Source organism: Streptomyces coelicoflavus (genome assembly GCF_003112555.1).
Classification (GTDB): Bacteria; Actinomycetota; Actinomycetes; order Streptomycetales; family Streptomycetaceae; genus Streptomyces; species Streptomyces coelicoflavus.
Genome location: NZ_BEWB01000002.1, coordinates 875,354 through 893,650 on the forward strand (window position 1 = coordinate 875,354; position 18,297 = coordinate 893,650).

General features: G+C 72.4%; 18 protein-coding genes. 9 read left to right on the forward strand and 9 right to left on the reverse strand.

Annotated features, from left to right (window positions below; all coding sequences use genetic code 11):
* Positions 1–76: 76 nt before the first annotated feature.
* Positions 77–2,572, reverse strand: coding sequence for an ABC transporter permease (locus Sco07f_RS04130; RefSeq protein WP_108986973.1), 2,496 nt, complete (start codon positions 2,570–2,572; stop codon positions 77–79).
* Entirely contained in the window at positions 2,566–3,342 is a 777-nt protein-coding gene (locus Sco07f_RS04135) for an ABC transporter ATP-binding protein (RefSeq protein WP_108986974.1), read from the reverse strand. The genes Sco07f_RS04130 and Sco07f_RS04135 overlap by 7 nt, the downstream gene beginning before the upstream one ends.
* A 131-nt stretch (positions 3,343–3,473) precedes the next feature.
* On the opposite strand from Sco07f_RS04135, the gene Sco07f_RS04140 reads away from it, so the two are divergent.
* A complete protein-coding gene (locus Sco07f_RS04140; RefSeq protein WP_007448922.1) occupies positions 3,474–4,088 on the forward strand; it encodes a TetR/AcrR family transcriptional regulator in 615 nt (204 codons plus the stop codon).
* A 67-nt stretch (positions 4,089–4,155) separates the two neighbouring features.
* Here Sco07f_RS04140 and Sco07f_RS04145 read toward each other — a convergent pair whose 3' ends face one another.
* Positions 4,156–4,743 (reverse strand): hypothetical protein, encoded by a 588-nt coding sequence (locus Sco07f_RS04145; RefSeq protein ID WP_239109860.1) that lies wholly within the window; start codon positions 4,741–4,743, stop codon positions 4,156–4,158.
* Between the two features lie 244 nt (positions 4,744–4,987).
* Positions 4,988–5,212, reverse strand: a complete 225-nt coding sequence (locus tag Sco07f_RS04150; protein ID WP_007448926.1) for a hypothetical protein — start codon at positions 5,210–5,212, stop codon at positions 4,988–4,990.
* A 680-nt stretch (positions 5,213–5,892) separates the two neighbouring features.
* On the opposite strand from Sco07f_RS04150, the gene Sco07f_RS04155 reads away from it, so the two are divergent.
* From Sco07f_RS04155 to Sco07f_RS04175, 5 genes are all read left to right on the forward strand, one after another.
* Entirely contained in the window at positions 5,893–6,213 is a 321-nt protein-coding gene (locus Sco07f_RS04155; protein WP_108986975.1) for a hypothetical protein, read from the forward strand.
* Between the two features lie 136 nt (positions 6,214–6,349).
* Positions 6,350–7,204: a helix-turn-helix domain-containing protein gene (locus tag Sco07f_RS04160; protein ID WP_108986976.1), complete on the forward strand. Its 855-nt coding sequence runs from the start codon at positions 6,350–6,352 to the stop codon at positions 7,202–7,204.
* On the forward strand, positions 7,201–7,407 hold the full coding sequence (locus Sco07f_RS04165; RefSeq protein ID WP_087791234.1) for a DUF397 domain-containing protein: 207 nt from the start codon (positions 7,201–7,203) through the stop codon (positions 7,405–7,407). Before Sco07f_RS04160 ends, Sco07f_RS04165 begins: the two co-directional genes overlap by 4 nt.
* A gap of 461 nt (positions 7,408–7,868) precedes the next feature.
* Entirely contained in the window at positions 7,869–9,341 is a 1,473-nt protein-coding gene (locus Sco07f_RS04170) for a serine/threonine-protein kinase (protein WP_369695753.1), read from the forward strand.
* A 211-nt stretch (positions 9,342–9,552) separates the two neighbouring features.
* Entirely contained in the window at positions 9,553–9,990 is a 438-nt protein-coding gene (locus tag Sco07f_RS04175; protein ID WP_244941980.1) for a tetratricopeptide repeat protein, read from the forward strand.
* A 24-nt stretch (positions 9,991–10,014) separates the two neighbouring features.
* Here Sco07f_RS04175 and glnA2 read toward each other — a convergent pair whose 3' ends face one another.
* Positions 10,015–11,376, reverse strand: a complete 1,362-nt coding sequence (gene glnA2 / locus Sco07f_RS04180) for a gamma-glutamylpolyamine synthetase GlnA2 (protein ID WP_007448924.1) — start codon at positions 11,374–11,376, stop codon at positions 10,015–10,017.
* Between the two features lie 290 nt (positions 11,377–11,666).
* On the opposite strand from glnA2, the gene Sco07f_RS04185 reads away from it, so the two are divergent.
* Both Sco07f_RS04185 and Sco07f_RS04190 read left to right on the forward strand, forming a co-directional pair.
* Positions 11,667–12,335 carry a thioredoxin-like domain-containing protein gene (locus Sco07f_RS04185; protein WP_054102096.1) on the forward strand — a complete coding sequence of 223 codons (669 nt, stop codon included), beginning with the start codon at positions 11,667–11,669 and terminating at the stop codon, positions 12,333–12,335.
* Positions 12,332–12,958 (forward strand): DUF305 domain-containing protein, encoded by a 627-nt coding sequence (locus Sco07f_RS04190; protein ID WP_108986978.1) that lies wholly within the window; start codon positions 12,332–12,334, stop codon positions 12,956–12,958. The genes Sco07f_RS04185 and Sco07f_RS04190 overlap by 4 nt, the downstream gene beginning before the upstream one ends.
* A gap of 49 nt (positions 12,959–13,007) precedes the next feature.
* Here the strand turns inward: Sco07f_RS04190 and Sco07f_RS04195 are convergent, their stop codons facing one another.
* From Sco07f_RS04195 to Sco07f_RS04205, 3 genes are read right to left on the reverse strand one after another with little or no spacing between them, the layout of a single operon-like run.
* Complete coding sequence (locus Sco07f_RS04195; protein ID WP_108986979.1) at positions 13,008–13,454, reverse strand: VOC family protein; 447 nt, start codon at positions 13,452–13,454, stop codon at positions 13,008–13,010.
* Between the two features lie 35 nt (positions 13,455–13,489).
* A complete protein-coding gene (locus Sco07f_RS04200) occupies positions 13,490–13,744 on the reverse strand; it encodes a Txe/YoeB family addiction module toxin (protein WP_108986980.1) in 255 nt (84 codons plus the stop codon).
* Positions 13,741–14,010, reverse strand: coding sequence for a type II toxin-antitoxin system Phd/YefM family antitoxin (locus Sco07f_RS04205; RefSeq protein ID WP_087791240.1), 270 nt, complete (start codon positions 14,008–14,010; stop codon positions 13,741–13,743). The genes Sco07f_RS04200 and Sco07f_RS04205 overlap by 4 nt, the downstream gene beginning before the upstream one ends.
* Before the next feature lie 173 nt (positions 14,011–14,183).
* Here Sco07f_RS04205 and Sco07f_RS04215 point away from each other — a divergent pair, with 173 nt between their 5' ends.
* Positions 14,184–17,195 carry a bifunctional [glutamine synthetase] adenylyltransferase/[glutamine synthetase]-adenylyl-L-tyrosine phosphorylase gene (locus Sco07f_RS04215; RefSeq protein ID WP_108986981.1) on the forward strand — a complete coding sequence of 1,004 codons (3,012 nt, stop codon included), beginning with the start codon at positions 14,184–14,186 and terminating at the stop codon, positions 17,193–17,195.
* 161 nt (positions 17,196–17,356) lie between these two features.
* On the opposite strand, the gene Sco07f_RS04220 is transcribed toward Sco07f_RS04215, so the two are convergent.
* Complete coding sequence (locus tag Sco07f_RS04220; RefSeq protein WP_373558671.1) at positions 17,357–18,223, reverse strand: phosphatase PAP2 family protein; 867 nt, start codon at positions 18,221–18,223, stop codon at positions 17,357–17,359.
* Between the last annotated feature and the right edge of the window lie 74 nt (positions 18,224–18,297).

Genomic DNA, 18,297 nt, shown 5'->3' on the forward strand with positions numbered 1-18,297 from the left:
GCGTACGGCGGAGGGGCGCGGACGTCGGTGAACGGCGGGGCGGACCCATCGCCGGCCCTTCCCCGAACTCCGGCGGTCATGGACCGACGGCTCGGGCGGCGCGACGCCGCAGCGCGGACGCCACCGGTACCACCGTGCCGAGTACCGCCAGCAAGGCCGAGGCGGCCGTGACCGCGCCGACCGCCGCCCACGGAACGACGACCGGCGCCGTGCCGAAGAGCTGGTGGAGGGCGGCGCCGAGGCCGAGGAGGTTGATCCCGGCGGCGAGCAGCGCCAGGGTCACCCCGACCGCCGTGACCAGCAGCGCCTCGGCGACGAAGAAGTGCAGGACCTGGCGCGGCGTGGCCCCGGCCAGGCCGAGGACGGTCAGGTCGCGGCGCCGGTCCGCGGTCGCCATCAGCAGGGTGTTCAGGATCGCCACGAAGCAGAACAGCACGACGATCACGGCGGTGGACCGCTGCCGGGTCTCGGTGAGCCGGCGCGCCTGCGCGGCCTCGGCGGCGACCAGCCCGTCCCGGGTGGTGAGCTGTGCTCCGCTGCCCGCGAGCGCCGCCCGCACCCGCGCGAGGGCGGCCGGGCGATCCACGCCCGGAGCCAGGGAGAGCGACGCACGGCGGACCAGACCGTCGCGGGCGAACAGCCCCGTCCCGGCGAAGCGTTCCGGCAGGTACGCCACGTCCTCGCCGGGCAGCGCCGCGTAGGTCGCGGCCACGCGCAGGGTGACGTCGCGACCGTCCGCGAGCCTCGTACGCACCCGGTCGCCGACCTCCATCCCCCACCGCTCGGCGACGGCCATGCTCCGCCCGTCCAGGTCGTCCAGCGACCCGTGCACGACCTTCAGGCGGGTCGACCGACGCAGGGCCCCGGCGTCCACCGCGAGCCCGTCGTTCTCCTCCAGCCGCCCGTCCCCGTCCGGGAAGTAGACGGTGGTCAGCACGGGAGCCGCGACCCGCACCCCCGCCACCCGGGCCACCCGCTCGGCCACCCGCGGGCTGAACCCGCGCGTTCCGTCCTGCGGCACGACGGCGTACGGCGCCCCGACCCCCGCCCGGAACCCCGCGTCCCGGGCGGCCCCCAGCGAGTCGGTGGCCGTGAGCAGGGACAGGGCGAGCCCGACCGTCAGCAGCACCGGCGCCGCGGTGGCCGCCGTACGCCGGCGCGAGGTGAGCGCGCTCTGCCGCACGACGAGGGCGGCCGGACCGCGCAACCGCCGCAACGGCCGCGTCAGCATCCGGACGACGGGGCCCACGAGCAGCGGTGCCAGCGCGGCGACCGCGACGACGGGCACCAGCAGCGAGACCACGTACGCGGTGGGGGAGAGGACCGTCCGGGGCGCGGCGAACCCGATCCAGCACGCCGTCCCCGCCCCGCCGGCCAGCCCCACGAGGCCGAGGGCGGCCCGGCCGGGCGGCACCGCCGTGTCCTCGGCCGTATCCTCCCGCAGCGCCTCCACCGGCCGTACGCGCGAGGCCCGGCGCGCGGCGGCCACCGCACCGCACAGGGCCACGAGCAGCCCCGTCAGGACGGCGGCCCCGAGCGGCGCGAGCACTCCCGGGCGCGCGGAGATCTCCACCGCGAACCAGGGCGGTGCGACGTCCATCGCGATGAGCAGGCCGGTCAGCGGCCGGGTGCCCAGCAGCCCCAACGCCCCGCCGAGCGACGACGCGAGGCAGCCCACCAGCAGCGCCTCGGCGCGGACCATACGGCGCACCTGCCGTCCGGTGGCGCCGACGGTCCGCAGGAGGGCGATCTCCCGGCGCCGCTGCACCACCGCGAAGGCGAACGTCGAGGCCACCACGAACACGGCCGTGGTACCGGCGACCGCGGCCATCACCGGCAGCAGGGTGAGGGTGTTGTCCAGGGCCTCCCGGTCGTCGGCGGCGTCCGCGTCGGCGCGGTGCCGGCCGGCCCCGGTGAGCACCTCGGCCGTGTCCGGGACCAGCGCGCGCACCCGTTCCACCGGCCCCAGCGCGACCAGGGCGTCGACGCGGGGCGACAGCCGCTCCGCCTCGGCCGCCGCGAAGAAGACGGCGTCCTCCCAGCCGACCGGCGTCACCGTGCCGACGACGGTGTAGCGCCCCGGCCCGTCGGCGGCCGTCAGCACGGTCACCGACTCCCCGGTGCGCGCTCGGCCGGAGGGGACGACGATCTCGTTCGCCGCGCGCGGCGCCCGCCCGTCCCGCAGCGCGTACCCGCCGAACTCGGCCACCGGCCACGGGTGTCCGACCTGCTTCTTCGTTCCGCCGTCCGCGAACTGCGCGTAGAAGGCGCGGTCGACGACCGTGGTACCCGTCGCGGACACGTCCCGTATCAACCGCGCGGACAGTCCGCGGGCGGCGGCGGGCGACCGTACGCCCAGATCGTGCTGTGCGGAGTCCCAGTGCGGGTCGGCGGGCAGGACGACGGCGGGCGCGCGGGCGAATCGGTGCGGGGGCCGCTGCGCGGGCTCCGCCGCCGACATCAGTACGACACCGAGAGCGGTCAGCTGCGCCACCGCGAGGACGAGCGCGACGACCGTCCCGAGGAAGGACACCCAGCGGACCCGGAGCGTGCCCAGCGCGATCCTCAGCACGGGGCACCCGCCGTCTCCTCCGCCGCGGGCCGGCCCAGCGCCGTCATCCGCTCCGCGACCGCCTCCGCCGTGGGCGAGCGCAGCTCTCCCGCGAGGAGCCCGTCGGCGAGGAAGACCACGCGGTCGGCGAACGCGGCGACCTGCGGATCATGCGTGACCATCACGACGGTCCCCGCCGCCCGCTCACCGGGGGAGTGCACCAGGTCCCGCAGGACACGCAGCAGTTCGCGCCCCGTCGTGAGGTCGAGCGCCCCGGTCGGCTCGTCTGCGAAGAGGACGGCCGGGCGGGTCACCAGCGCCCGGGCGACGGCCACCCGCTGCTGCTGGCCCCCGGAGAGGTGATGCGGACGGCTCCCGGCCCGGTCGCCGAGCCCCACCTGCTCCAGCGCCCGCCGCACCTCCCCGCGCGCAGGGCGCCGCCCGGCGAGCCGCAGGGGCAGCGCGACGTTCTGCTCGGCGGTGAGGGAGGGCAGCAGGTTGTACGCCTGGAAGACGAACCCGGTGGCGGTCCGGCGGAACCGGGTCCGTGCCGTCTCGCTCAGCGCCGCGAGGTCGGTCCCGTCCAGTACGACGCGTCCCGAACTGGGCCCGTCGAGCCCGGCGGCACACTGCAGCAGGGTCGACTTGCCGGACCCCGAGGGCCCCATCACGGCGGTGAAACACCCCCGCTCGAACCCCAGGTCGACCGGCCCGAGCACGGTCACCTCCGTCCGCCCCGATCCGTACCGCTTGGTCAGCGCCTCGAGCCGCACCACGTCGTCGTCGTTCACGTCGCTCGTTCCCCCTCGACCGTGCCTATGTGGACGCCGTCCACATTTTCGACGCGTCGTAGACTAGCCCTCGATGTGTACGCCGTCCACATCGAGGGGGATCGGGAGAGCCGCGGAAGTGAGGAGCGCCGATGGCGACACGGAACACCTACCGGCACGGAAACCTGCGTCACGCGCTCATCGCGGCGGGTGTCGAACTGGCCCGCGAGGGCGGCCCGGACGCGGTGGTCCTGCGCGAGGCGACCCGGCGGGTGGGCGTCGCCCCCAACGCGGCCTACCGCCACTTCGCCGACCGCCGGGCCCTGCTGGCCGCGGTCTCGCAGGCGGGCCTGGCGGAACTGGCCCGCACGATGGAACGCGAGCTGGTGACAGGCTCTCCGGCCCGCGCACGCCTGCGCGCCCTGACCCGCGGCTACCTCGCCTTCGCCCAGTCCGAACCCGGCCTGTTCCGCGCCGCGTTCGCGACGACGGGCATGGCCGACACCGACACGGAGGAGGCGGCCGGTGCCGAGGGCCGGACCGCCTACCGCCTCCTGTCCGAGGCCCTGGACGACCTGGCCGCCTCGGGTGCCCTGCCCCCCGAACACCGCCCGGACGCCGAGTACTTCGTCTGGTCCACCGTCCACGGCATGGCCGTACTTCTCACCGACGGCCCCCTGCGCGGCCTGCGCCCGCCGGAGGCGGAGGAGGCGGAGCGCAGGGTGATGGACGCGGTGGAACGGGGGCTGTGCGGCACGTCCGGGTGACGAAGTGGCCGTACCCCGGGTGCGGATGCCGATGACGGCGAGGCGTTCGTGGCCTGGCCGGGCGTGGTCAGTCCTCGGGTTTGATCTTCGAGGCCACGAAGAGCAGCCCGGCCGTTGCCGCGATGAGGACTCCGGCCAGTTCCTCGTAACCGGTGAAATAGGCGACGGGGATGGCGAGTCCGCAGGCTGCTCCGAGCAGCTCGAAGGAGCCCCCGATCAGCCGCCGGGGGCGATTCGCGGGGGGCGGGTGATGGGGGTTCGGCGGGCTTCGCCAGTAGTGGACGGGGTCCGCTCGGGGCTTCCAGCCGTCCGCCCGGAGTTCCAGGTACTCCGGGTGGTGGCGGGCGTAGCCCAGACGACGGGGCGCCAGGCGCTGCCACGGCACCCGGCCCAGGCGGATCGCGATCCAGGCGAGCCCCGGCAGACAGGCGACGGCCGCCCAGATGGCCGCGACCACCCGCTCCCCGGTCGAGGACGACAGGATGCCCAGCAGCCGGTCCAGTTGGCCGCTGGCGGCATAGGCGATCAACGCGGCGACGGAGAGCACCGCCGCGGTCCGTTCTATCTGGTGTCCGGTGTGGCAGCGGGCGCAGCGTGGCACGGACACGATCTCCATGCGCCAGGTGGAGCGCAGGACGATGATGAACGGGGTCATGGTGGTGTCCACGTCCCTGTGCAACCCCAGGACGTGGTCGTGCCACGACGGAGGGGTGTCCTCCCCGCAGAACCAGCACTCCCGCACCACGAGTTCCCTTCCCCCGGTCGTCGCGCGCTGTGGACGGCAGTGTAGGTGCGGTCGCCATCGACGCCAACAGCCTGCCGAGCGGTCGCCGAGCGGTCGCCGACGGGCCCCGGACGCGGTGGTCCGGGGCCCGGGGTGGTGCGGGGCTTCGGTCGGGTCAGAGGCTCGTGGTGTGGGCGTTGGCCGCCGCGCCGCCGAAGGGTGCCGAGAGGCCGAGGCCGCCGGTGAGGGAGAACGCACCGGACTCCGCGTGGAGGCCGGCCGCGAAGGCGCCGTCGCCCGCGACGAGGGCCGTGCCGGCGGTGAGGCCGATGCCGCCGGACACCTGGTCCAGGTCCGCGTCGGAGATCTCGGCAGTTTCGACCTGGGGGACAGTGTTCATGACAGGTCTGTTCCTTTCGGGGGAAGTCAGGGGAAGAGGGAGCGGTGCGGTGCGCATGCCCGGGTCCGGAGTTGGGGGCCTCCGGCACGGGCCACCGGCGTGCCGCGCACCGATCAAAGCACGGGGGTGAACGCATCACCATCGTCGAGCTGTCGAGCAACACCGTCCGACGCCCCCGGCTTCACCAGTGTGTGAATGCGGTCAGGGAATGAGACCGGATCTTCACGCCATCCCCCGGGGCGCAGGGTTCCGCGGCGCCGCGCCGCGCCCCGGTCCGGCCGGTGGGCCGCCGGCACGCCCCGACCGTGCGACCGAGCGATGAACGCTGTGGAGATTCACGGGCTTTCCGGGACCGGTCCTGGGTCGGGGTCCGGCTCACGGGGGTGTGACACATCGGCGCCCGCGGCACGGGTACGGCGTGCGGCCTAGGTATGCGTACTCAGTCGAGATCCCGAGGTGTCCGGAACACTGAGGCCATGCCTTCGCGCAAGACGGTCGCCGTCCTTTGTGTCGCTGTCGCCCCGCTGGCTCTGGCTGGTTGCGGGGACGACCTCTTCTCCAACATGAACGGGACGCCGGAGGTCGACTCGGTACCCCCGTCTGCCACGGCCCCCCACCCGCCCCCGGGGGATTCCCCGCCCGACTACGGGGACAACGGCGCGGCTCGCCGGTCAGGAACGATGGCACGCAAGGACAAGGGGGCGGCCCTCGCCATGGCCGATGACGTCAAGGCCGCTCTCGAGGTGCAGCAGCAACGTGGACAGATCTCTCCCGAGCAGCTGCTGCCGGTTCTCGAAGACATCGCCGTCCCCTGGCGAGTCGAAGTCCGGAACCGCACGACGGGAGCTTCCGGAACCGCGTCGGCCGAAGGAAGCGTCTTCGGCGTCTACGTCGGTGAGTCCGCCTGCGTCTCCGGTGCCGTGAGCACCTCACGCACGTGGGTCGAGGTCAACGGACACTATCCAGAGACAGGGTGCGTCGAACCCACCGCCGCACATTGAGCCGTTCGACGGCCGTGAGGCCCGGGGCCGTTGCGCACGTCCGGGTGACGGGGCGCCCGTATCCGGTCACGCGGCGTTGCCGTTCCGTTTAGCGTGACGCCCATCGCGATAGGACGCGTACGACGGAGGAGTGCGTATGTCGGGGAACGGCGGGGCGGACGAGCCGGGTTGGGAGGTCGACCCGGACGACGAGTGGGGCGTGGCCGTCCTCACCACCGTGGGGCGGCAGCTGAAGCTGCGCCGCGAGGCGGTGGGCATGCGGGTGGGCGACTTCGCGGTGGCAGTCGGCTACGGCGAGGATCTCGTCTACAAGGTGGAGGGCGGGAAGCGGATCCCCCGGCGGGAGTACCTGGAGAAGGCGGACCAGGTCCTCGACGCGGGCGGCCTCGTCGCCGCGGCCTGGGAGGACGTGAAGCGGGTCCGGTACCCCAAGCAGGTGCGGGACTTGGCGAAGCTGGAGTCGCGGGCGGTCGAGTCTCTTTCGTACGCCACCCACAATTTGCACGGTCTCGTCCAGACCGACGAGTACGCCCGTGCCCTGTTGAACACGCGGCGACCGGCGCTGTCGGAGGGAGAACTGGACAGGGCGGTCGCCGCACGGATGGCCCGCAGGACGATTTTCGACCGGGACCCGGCTCCGGAACTCAGCTTCGTCCAGGAAGAGGCGACGCTCCGGCGCCCCGTAGGCGGCAAGATGGTCCTGCTCAGGCAACTCGAGCACCTGTTGGAGGTGGCACGGTTGCGGCACGTCGAGGTTCAGGTGATGCCGACATCTCGCGGTGACCACCCGGGAACAGGCGGGCGGATCCAAGTGCTCAAGTTCGGGGACGGCACGGCCGTGGGCCGGGCCGACGACGAGTTCGACAACCGTCCCGTCACCGATCCCCGTCAGTTGCGCATCCTCGAACTGCGCTATGGAATCATCCGGGCCGAGGCTCTGACCGCCCGGGAGTCAAGCGCATTCATCGAACAACTGCTGAGGGAGACATGAATCGTACCGAGCCTGAAGACACCACCGACCTGCTCTGGTTCACGAGCAGCTACAGCGATAGCAGCAACCCCAGCGATTGCGTCGAGGTGGCGATAACCCCTGCCACCATCCACATCCGCGACTCCAAGCGCCCCCACGCCCCCCGCCTCTCCGTCGCCCGGGCGGCGTGGTCGGCTTTCGTGGCCGTCACGGGACAGGCTTGAGCCCCGGAGAGCCCGCCGTTCCGTCACAGCGTTGTCGTACGACCGTGCGATGAGGGTGTGCAGGTCCGGGGGACTTTTGTCGTTGCCCCCGGGCGTGCGCCCCTCAGGGGGAGTAACACCGTCAGGGGGACGGTGGTTCGTGACCGTTGACCGGTCCGGTGGCGCCGGAGTCGCACGTGATGTTGAGTGGCGGAACTCGGCAACGACGGGCTGGGAAGGGCCAGTTCGCGTAGTGGGAGCTGTGTGACGGATGTGCCGGTGACCGTTGACGGGCTCTGAGTGATCGACTCCGGGACAGCCCGGCGGCGGGCGCAGTGACCAGGGCTTCCACGCAGGCGAGGGGCACCCCAGGGTTTCACGGCCCCGGAGCACGTCCGGGGAGCCGCGCATTTGGCGCCGGAAGAAGGGGGTTCGGGGTGGAGCCGCTGAGGGCGGGAGATCCGGAGCGGGTGGGTGGCTTCGTGTTGCGGGGTCGGCTGGGCGCCGGCGGGATGGGTGAGGTGTTCCTGGGCCGGTCGCCGGGGGGCCGCTCGGTAGCGGTGAAGATGGTGTACCCGCACCTGGCGGGGCAGCGGGAGTTCCGGGCCCGTTTCGCCGTGGAGGTGGCGGCGGCCGAGGCGGTCGGTGGGGCGTTCACCGCCCCCGTGGTGGCCGCCGGGCCGGAGGACGACCCGCCGTGGATCGCCACTGCCTACATCCCCGGCCCGGACCTGGCCGAAGCCGTGGCCGAGGCCGGCCCGCTGCCGGAACGGTCGGTGTGGGGGCTGGCAGCCGGCCTGGCGGAGGCGTTGCAGGCCATCCACGCCAAAGGGCTGCTGCATCGGGATCTGAAGCCGGCGAACGTCCTGTTGGCGGCGGACGGGCCACGGGTCATCGACTTCGGGATCGCCCGCACGTTGGAGGGCACCGCGCTGACGAGCACCGGGATGATAATCGGCACGGTCGGCTTCATGTCCCCCGAACAGGCCCAGGGCGGTCGGGTCGGGCCGGCCGGCGACGTGTTCTCCCTCGGGGTGGTCCTCGCCTACGCCGCCGGCGGCATCGAGCCGTTTGGCCAGGGGCAGCCCTGGGCGATCCTCCACCGCGTGGTCAACGAGGAGCCGCGCCTGGACGCCGTCCACGGACCGCTCCACGACCTGGCCGCCGCCTGCCTGGCCAAGAGCCCGGACGAGCGGCCCACCCTCCCTCAGGTGCTCGACCGGATCACCGCACACTGGGACCCGCCGGACGATGCTTCCGATACCTCACTCTGGCCCGCGGGCGTGACCACCCTCATCCAGCAGCGGTCCACCACCCCCACCGCGCCCTACACCCAGCTCTCCGACCCCGTCCATGACGCACCCACCACAATAGGACCCGCCCCGGAGAACGAGCTGACCAGACGGTTCGAGGAAGCGCTGCGCATCAGCATGAGACGCCCCGCCGAGGCGGTGGAGCTCTTCGCGGAAGTCGCCGCCGACCACGCGCAGGTCCTCGGCCCCGACCACCCCGACACCCTGCTCTGTCGTCACGAAGAGGCGCACAACCTCGGCCTCGTGGGGGTCCGCTTGGAGGCGGTGGAGCTCTTCGCCGATGTCGCCGCCGACCGTGCGCGCGTTCTGGGCCCCGACCATCCCGACACCCTGCGCTCCCGCTACTACCGGGCCCACTACCTGGGCGAGGCCGGGAGATACCTCAAGGCCGCACGGCTCTTGGCCGGTGTCGCCGCCGACCGTGCGCGCGTTCTGGGCCCCGACCATCCCGACACATTCCGCTCTCGCTTCTACCGTGCCCGCTACCTGGGCGAGGCCGGGAGATACCTCAAGGCCGCACGGCTCTTCGCGCAACTCGCCGCCGACCAGGAACGCGTTCTCGGTCCCGACCACCCCGACACCCTGCTCTCCCACCACGATCACGCCAGATTCCTGAGCCGCAGCCGACGGCCGAGGTGGTGATCTCCCCGCCGCCAGACATGACGCCCGCCGCACGGGTTTGGAGACCAGATGGCTGCGTTCCACCAGGGTTCACGGATTCCCGGCAGCCACGTATCCGTGAACTGCGCCATGGCAGTAGCTCCCCGCGAAGGCGCTTGCGGTGATCGAGGGCTTCGGTCCGGCATCCACCGCTTCGACCGCCCCGCCCCGGCCATCGGCTACGACCCGTCCGATGACGACGGACCTGCGGGAGCGCACCCGTGAAGCCCAGGCGGTGGGCGAGGCAGGTGACGCGGCCGCCGCGCGGGATCTCTTCGCCGGCCTGGTGCGGGACTGCACCCGGGCACTGGGCTCCGACGACCCGGAGACCCTCCGGGCGCGGGACTGGCACGCGTACTTCACGGCTGAGGCGGGTGACCCGGCCGTCGGCGTAGACCTGTACGCCGGTCTGGTGCGCGACCGCGCCCGGGTGCAGGGACCTCACCACCCTGACACCCTGCACGCGCAGAACCAGCACGCCCGCTACACCGGCACGGCGGGCGACGCCGCGGCCGCGCGGGATCTGTACGCCGACCTGGTGCGCGACCGCACTCGGGTGCTCGGACCCGATCACCCTGACACGCTGCACACACGGAACCAGCACGCCCGCTACACGGGTGCGGCGCGGTGACCACGCCCCACGTGTGGGGCCCGCCTACAGCACCGGCAGCGACTTCCTGAGCTCGAACGCCGTCACCTGCGACCGGTACTCCTCCCACTCCTGCCGCTTGTTGCGGAGGAAGAAGTCGAAGACGTGCTCGCCCAGGGTCTCGGCGACCAGGTCGCTGCGTTCCATCAGGGCGAGGGCCTCGCCCAGGTTCTGGGGGAGGGGTTCGATTCCCAGGGCGCGGCGCTCCGCGTCGGAGAGGGCCCAGACGTCGTCCTCGGCGCCCGGCGGGAGCTCGTAGCCCTCCTCGATGCCCTTGAGGCCGGCGGCGAGGAGGACGGCGTAGGTCAGGTACGGGTTGGCGCCGGAGTCGATGGAGCGGACCTCGACGCGGGCCGAGCCGGTCTTGCCGGGCTTGTACATCGGGACGCGGACCAGGGCCGAGCGGTTGTTGTGGCCCCAGCAGATGTAGGAGGGGGCCTCGCCGCCCGCGCCGGCGGTGCGCTCGGTGCCGCCCCAGATGCGCTTGTAGGAGTTCACCCACTGGTTGGTGACCGCGGAGATCTCGGCGGCGTGGCGGAGCAGGCCCGCGATGAAGGAGCGGCCCACCTTGGAGAGCTGGTACTCCGCGCCGGACTCGTAGAACGCGTTGCGGTCGCCCTCGAAGAGGGAGAGGTGGGTGTGCATGCCCGAGCCCGGGAACTCCGAGAACGGCTTCGGCATGAAGGTCGCCTGGAGGCCCTGCTCGAGGGCCACCTGCTTCATCACCAGGCGGAACGTCATGATGTTGTCGGCGGTGGAGAGCGCGTCCGCGTAGCGCAGGTCGATCTCCTGCTGGCCGGGGGCGCCCTCGTGGTGGGAGAACTCCACCGAGATGCCCATCGACTCCAGCATGGTGATGGCCTGGCGCCGGAAGTCCATGCCGATGTTCTGCGGGGTGTGGTCGAAGTAGCCGGAGTTGTCGGCGGGGGTGGGCACCGAGCCGTCGACCGGCTTGTCCTTGAGGAGGAAGAACTCGATCTCGGGGTGGGTGTAGAAGGTGAAGCCCAGGTCGGAGGTGCGGGCCAGGGCGCGCTTGAGGACGTAGCGCGGGTCCGCGAAGGACGGCGAGCCGTCCGGCATCAGGATGTCGCAGAACATGCGGGCCGTGCCGGGGGCCTCCGCCCGCCAGGGCAGGACCTGGAACGTCGACGGGTCCGGCTTGGCGATCATGTCGGACTCGTAGACCCGGGCGAAGCCCTCGATCGCGGAGCCGTCGAAGCCGATGCCCTCGTCGAAGGCCTGCTCCAGCTCGGCCGGGGCCACGGCGACGGACTTGAGGAAGCCCAGCACGTCCGTGAACCACAGGCGTACGAACCGGATGTCGCGCTCCTCCAGCGTCCGGATCACGAACTCCTGCTGCTTGTCCATCTTCCGCTTCCCCATCCTTGCTGGTCAGGCCGCCTGTCTCCGGTACGGCGGGAGGCGGTCGGGCACCTGAGCATCACACCACAGCGCCGTTACGTACGCGTTGCGGACCTCGCTGGGCCGGCCCACCCCGTGACCGCAGCGTAGAGGCCACCTGTTCGATCGGGCCATTCCTGGGATCCGGCCGGGACGGATCCGGCGCCCGCCCTACGAAGGACCGGCCTCGCGCCATTACGATCAGCGGACCTCACGCTCCTCCGTCTCCCGAACACTTCCCAGAAGGGCAACACCCCATGGGTTCCGCCAAGAAGAGCAGCAGCACGGCGCGACAGGCCCGCATAGCCGAGATGCGGCGTGCCGAGGAGTCCCGCAACCGCCGCAACCGGATCCTCGCGATCACGCTCAGCACCGTGGTGGTCGCCGGTCTCGTGGTCGGCGGCGTCTTCCTCGTCCGGTCGCAGTCCGACGGCTCCTCCGACGACACGGCGTCCGACGGCAAGACCTCCGGCAAGTTCGAGACCGGCGCGGACGGCGTACGGACCTGGAAGGGCGACCTGGGGCGCAACCACGTCACCGAGAAGGTCACCTACCCCGTCGAGCCCCCCGTCGGCGGCGACCACAACCAGGTCTGGATGAACTGCAACGGCGACGTCTACACCAAGCCGCTGAACAACGAGAACGCCGTGCACTCCCTGGAGCACGGCGCCGTCTGGGTGACGTACAACGACAAGGCGCCCGAGGCCGACGTCGAGAAGCTGGCCGCCAAGGTCAAGAAGACGCCGTACTCGCTGATGAGCCCCGACGAGGGGCAGAAGGACCCGATCATGCTGTCCGCCTGGGGGCACCAGCGCACGGTGACCGGCGCCGACGACCCGAACGTGGACAAGTTCTTCGAGAAGTTCGTCCAGGGCGAGCAGACCCCCGAGCCGGGGGCCGCGTGCACCAACGGGCTGTCCCAGTGACCCCGAAACGGGCCGGCTGGATCGCGGGGGCCGCGGCGGCGGTGCTCGTCGCGGCCGGCGGCATCACCTACGCGGTCGCCGGGGACGACGGCGGCAGCCGGGTCCCGGCCGCCGACTCCGCGGACGCCGGGTTCGCCCGCGACATGTCGGTCCACCACCAGCAGGCCGTGGAGATGTCGTACATCGTGCGCGACCGCACCGACGACGAGGAGGTGCGGCGGCTCGCGTACGACATCGCGCAGACCCAGGCCAACCAGCGCGGCATGATGATCGGCTGGCTCGACCTGTGGGCGCTGCCCAAGGTGTCGTCCGACCCGCCGATGACCTGGATGGGCATGGGCGACGCGCCCTCCGCGGGCGAGGGCTCGCTGATGCCGGGGATGGCCACCGACGCCCAGATGGAGAAGCTCGGGACGCTGAACGGGAAGCGGGCCGAGGTCTTCTACCTCCAGCTGATGACCGAGCACCACAAGGGCGGCGTCCACATGGCGAAGGGATGCGTCGAGAGGTGCACGGTCGGCGTGGAGAAGCGGCTCGCCCAGGGGATGGTGGCGTCGCAGGAGTCGGAGATCCGGCTGATGGCCGACCTGCTGGCCGAGCGGGACGCGAAGCCGCAGAGGTGAGGGGCGTCCGGCGCGCCGACCCGCCCCGCCGGGCAGGCGCGCCGGCCGGTCAGCCCTCGCGCTTGAGGTCCGCCAGCACCTTGTGCAGCGGCTCCGCCACGCGGCGCCGGTACTCCTGGACCGCCCAGCCGTTGCCGTCCGGGTCCTTGAAGTACATGAAGGTCGCGCCGTCGTCCGGCGCGTACTGCACCGGCTCCGACACCTCCAGGCCGCGCGCGGTCAGCTCCGCGTGGGCCGCCTTGATGTCGGCGACGCAGAGCTGGAGGCCCTGGTACGAGCCCGGTTCCGGCCGGGTCTGCCCCTGCGCCATGTCCCAGATGGCGTCGCCGAGGGCGATCGAACAACCGGAGCCCGGAGGCGTCAGCTGGACGATCCGCATGCCCGGCATGACCTCCTGGTCGATGTCGACGTGGAAGCCGACCTTGTCCCGGTAGAAGTCCCGGGCGCGGTCGATGTCGGTCACGGGCAGCGGGATGACTTCGAGCGTGAAGTCCATGGCATGACTCCTTGGGCTTTCGTCGGTCGCGGGTGTCAGTAGTGGTAGCGCGCCTGGACGATGATCAGGACATCGTCGGTGGGCTTGTACACAAGACGGTGCGTGTCGTCGATGCGCCGTGACCAGTAGCCCGACAGGTCGCCCTTGAGCGGCTCCGGCTTGCCGATGCCCTTGAACGGGTCACGGGTGATGTCGTTGATCAGCCTGTTGATCCGCTTGGTCACCTTCCGGTCGCTCTCGGCCCAGTGGACGTAGTCCTCCCAGCCGTGGGACGTGAAAGTGATCCTCACGCCCGCTCCGGGGCCGGGTCCGGGTCGATCAGCTCACGCTGCCGTGCGTCGCCCGCCTCGGCCTCCGCGATGGAGTCGAGCAGCCGGCGGGCGTTCCTGGGTGAGCGCAGGAGATGCACCGTCTCCGTCCACGCCGTGAAGTCCTCCTCGGACATGAGCACGGCGTTCCCCTTGCGGGAGGTGATGTGCACCGGGGCGTGGTCCTCGTTGACCTGCTCGATCAGCGGGAACAGATTCTGACGGGCTTCGCTGGCGGTGATGGACATACCAGTGCCTCCCTTCCTCGGCTTGTACAAGATATCGTACGAGTCTGGGGTGGTCCAACGGAAAGCGGGAGCGGTACGTCCCGGCGCCCGCGCGCCGTTCCCCGGCTACGCTCAGCCCGTACGACCTTGATCCGACCGGGCCCACGTGCCCCGCAGTCCGACAGGAGGCCGAGATGACGGCGCCGGGGCGCAGGAGCAGTACCTTCACGCGGCTGCTGCGGCACGGCTTCACCGACCCCTCGGCCGCCGAACGGCTGCTCGACGGCGCCGAACTGGCCGAGCTGCGTGCCGACCCCGTCCTGCTCGAGGCGCTGGGCGCCACCGCCGACCCGGACCTCGCCCTGCACGGACTGGTCCGGCTTCTGGAGGCGCAGCCCGACCCCACCGCCCGCCAGGAGCTGCTGGACACCCTGATAGCGGCCAAGCCGCTGCGCGACCGTCTCCTCGGGGTCCTCGGCGCGTCGGAGGCGCTCGGCGACCACCTCGCCCGGCACGCCGGGGACTGGCAGGCCCTGGTGACGTACGAGCCGCGGGACCTGCACCGCGGGGTCGAGGAGTTCGAACGGGGGCTCGCCGAGGCCACCGACCCGGTGTCCCTGCGCGTCGCCTACCGGCGCTGCCTGCTGTCCATCGCCGCCCGCGACGTGTGCGGCACCATCGACGTCGCCGAGACCGCCGCCGAACTGGCCGACCTCGCCACCGCCACCCTGCGCTCCGCCCTGGCCCTCGCCGAGGCCGCCGCGCCCGAGGACGCCGCGCGGTGCCGGCTCGCGGTGATCGCGATGGGCAAGTGCGGCGGACACGAGCTGAACTACGTCTCCGACGTCGACGTCATCTTCGTGGGCGAGGCGGTGGAGAGCCCGGTCGGCGGCGAGGACACCGACGAGACCAAGGCGATGCGGGCCGCGACCTCGCTGGCCGCGCACATGATGCGGATCTGCTCCGAGACCACCGTCGAGGGCTCCATCTGGCCCGTCGACGCCAACCTCCGCCCCGAGGGCCGCAACGGCCCCCTCGTGCGCACCCTCAGCAGCCACGTCGCCTACTACCAGCGCTGGGCCAAGACCTGGGAGTTCCAGGCGCTGCTCAAGGCCCGCCCGGTGGCCGGCGACCCCGGCCTCGGCGCCGAGTACGTCGCCGCCCTCCAGCCCCTGGTGTGGCAGGCCGCCGACCGCGAGAACTTCGTCCCGGACGTGCAGAAGATGCGCCGCCGGGTGGTGGAGACCATTCCCGTCGCCGAGGTCGACCGCCAGCTGAAGCTCGGCCCCGGCGGCCTCAGGGACGTCGAGTTCGCCGTACAGCTCCTCCAGCTGGTGCACGGGCGGGCCGACACCTCCCTGCACAGCGGCACGACCCTGGACGCGCTGGAGGCCCTCGCCGCGGGCGGCTACGTCGGCCGGACCGACGCCGCCCAGCTCGACGAGGCGTACCGCTTCCTACGCTCCATGGAGCACCGCATCCAGCTGCACCGGCTGCGCCGCACCCACCTCGTGCCCGAGGACGAGGCCGACCTGCGCCGCCTCGGCCGCTCGCTCGGCCTGCGCACCGACCCGGTGACCGGACTGCTGCGCGCCTGGAAACGGCACGCCTCCGTCGTCCGCCGGCTGCACGAGAAGCTGTTCTACCGGCCGCTGCTCGACGCCGTCGCCCAGCTCGCCCCCGGCGAGGCCCGGCTCAGCCCCGAGGCGGCCCGCGAGCGCATGGTCGCCCTCGGATACGCCGACCCGGCCGCCGCCCTGCGGCACCTGGAGGCGCTGGCGTCCGGCGTTACCCGCAAGGCCGCCATCCAGCGCACCCTGCTGCCCGTCCTGCTCGGCTGGTTCGCCGACTCCGCCGACCCCGACGCCGGGCTGCTCAACTTCCGCAAGGTCTCCGACGCGCTCGGCAAGACACCCTGGTACCTCAGACTGCTGCGGGACGAGGGCGCCGCCGCCGAGAACCTCGCCCGCGTGCTGTCCGCCGGACGGCTCGCCCCCGACCTGCTGATGCGGGCCCCGGAGGCGGTCGCGCTGCTCGGCGACGGCGTCGCCGGGGGACTGCGGCCGCGCGGCCGGGCCCCGCTGGAGCAGGAGACCCTCGCCGCGGTCCGCCGCGCCGACGACGCCGTCCAGGCCGTCACCGCGGTGCGCGGCGTACGGCGCCGGGAGCTGTTCCGCACGGCCGCCGCCGACATCGTCGGCTCCTACGGCACCGAGGCCCAGCCCGTCGAGGCCGACCAGGGCGCCCTGGTGGACCTGGTCGGCGGCGCGGTGTCCGACCTGACGGCGGCGACGCTCGCGGGGACGCTGCGGGCGGTCGTGCGGGCCAAGTGGGGCGACGTCCTGCCCACCCGGTTCGCGATCATCGGCATGGGCCGCTTCGGCGGCCACGAGCTGGGCTACGGCTCCGACGCCGACGTGCTCTTCGTGCACGAGCCCCGCGACGGGGTCGACGAGCGGGAGGCGGGCGACGCCGCCAACAAGGTCGTCGCCGAGATGCGCCGCCTGCTCCAGGTGCCCAGCGCCGACCCGCCGCTGCTGATCGACGCCGACCTGCGGCCCGAGGGCCGGTCCGGGCCCCTGGTGCGGACCCTCAAGTCGTACGAGGCCTACTACCGGCGCTGGTCACTGGGGTGGGAGTCGCACGCCCTGCTGCGCGCCGAGTTCGTCGCCGGCGACGAGGACCTGGGTCGGCGCTTCATCGGGCTGATCGACCCCCTGCGCTACCCGGCGGGCGGGCTCACCGAGGACGCCGTGCGGGAGATCCGGCGGCTCAAGGCCCGTATGGAGTCCGAGCGGCTGCCGCGCGGCGCGGACCCCAAGCTGCACGCCAAACTGGGGCCGGGCGGGCTCTCCGACGTGGAGTGGACCGTGCAGCTGATGCAGCTCCGGCACGGGCACGAGATCGCCGGGCTGCGGACCACGGGGACGCGCACGGCGCTGGCCGCCGCCCGGGACGCGGGGCTGGTCTCGGAGGAGCACACCGCCACGCTCGACGAGGCGTGGGTGCTGGCGACACGGGTCCGCAACGCGGTGATGCTGGTCCGCGGACGGGCCGGCGACACCTTCCCCACCGACCCGCGCGAGCTGGCGGCCGTGGGCCGCTACCTGGGCCACGGCTCGGGCCACGCGGGCGACATGCTCGACGAATACCGCCGCACGGCCCGCCGCGCCCGCACGGTGGTGGAGGACCTGTTCTACGCGTAGCCAAACTGCGGGCAGTCGTGCCGCTGGGGCGGCACGGGTGGGCGCAGGCGGCACCCCGCTGCGCCGGGCTGCGCACCCACTCCCCGGCCACTCTCGTGCCGGGCACCCCGCTGCGCCGGGCTGCGCACCCACTCCCCGGCCACTCTCGTGCCGGGCACCCCTCAAGCCCGCCCCGGCAACCACACCCTCCGCCGTGCGGCGACTGGCACCATCCGGGGCAACGCGTAAGGCAACCTCCCGTACAGGACGAATGCCATCCCGAACCCGAACGCCAGACACGCCACACCCCCCACCGCGTCCAGCCAGAAGTGGTTCGCCGTGGCCACGATCACCACCAGCGTCAGCGCCGGATACACCAGCCCCAGCACCCGCACCCACGGCACCGACGCCAGCGCGAAGATCGTCAGCCCGCACCACACCGACCACCCGATGTGCATCGACGGCATCGCGGCGTACTGGTTGGACATGTTCTTCAGGTCCCCCGACGCCATCGACCCCCACGTCTCGTGCACCATCACGGTGTCGATGAAGTGGCCGCCGTTCATCAGCCGGGGCGGGGCGAGCGGATACAGGTAGTAGCCGACCAGGGCGACGCCCGTGGTCGCGAAGAGGACCAGCCGGGTCGCCGCGTAGCGGCCGGGATGACTCCGGTAGAGCCACACCAGGACACCCAGAGTCACCACGAAGTGCAGTGTGGCGTAGTAGTAGTTCATGCCGACGACGAGCCAAGTGACCGAGTTGACGGCGTGGTTCACGGTCTCCTCGACGGCGATGCCGAGCTGCTGCTCGACGCGCCAGATCCAGTCGGCGTTGCGCAGCGCCGCCGTCCGCTGTTCCGGCACCGCGTTGCGGACGAGGGAGTACGTCCAGTAACTGAGCGCGATCAGCAGGATCTCGAACCAGAGGCGGGGCCGGCGCGGGGCGCGGAGCCGACGCAGGGGGCCCTTCCCCGTCGTCTCGGTGACGGGGCGCGGAACGCCGTCCTCCAGGCGTTCTCGAGTCCTCATGATCGCGTCACCCATAGGCATGAAGTCTGCCAGAAAAGCCGTCTCCCACCGATCATCCCCCAGGCCGGCCCGACCCGCATCCGCCCCGGAGCCGG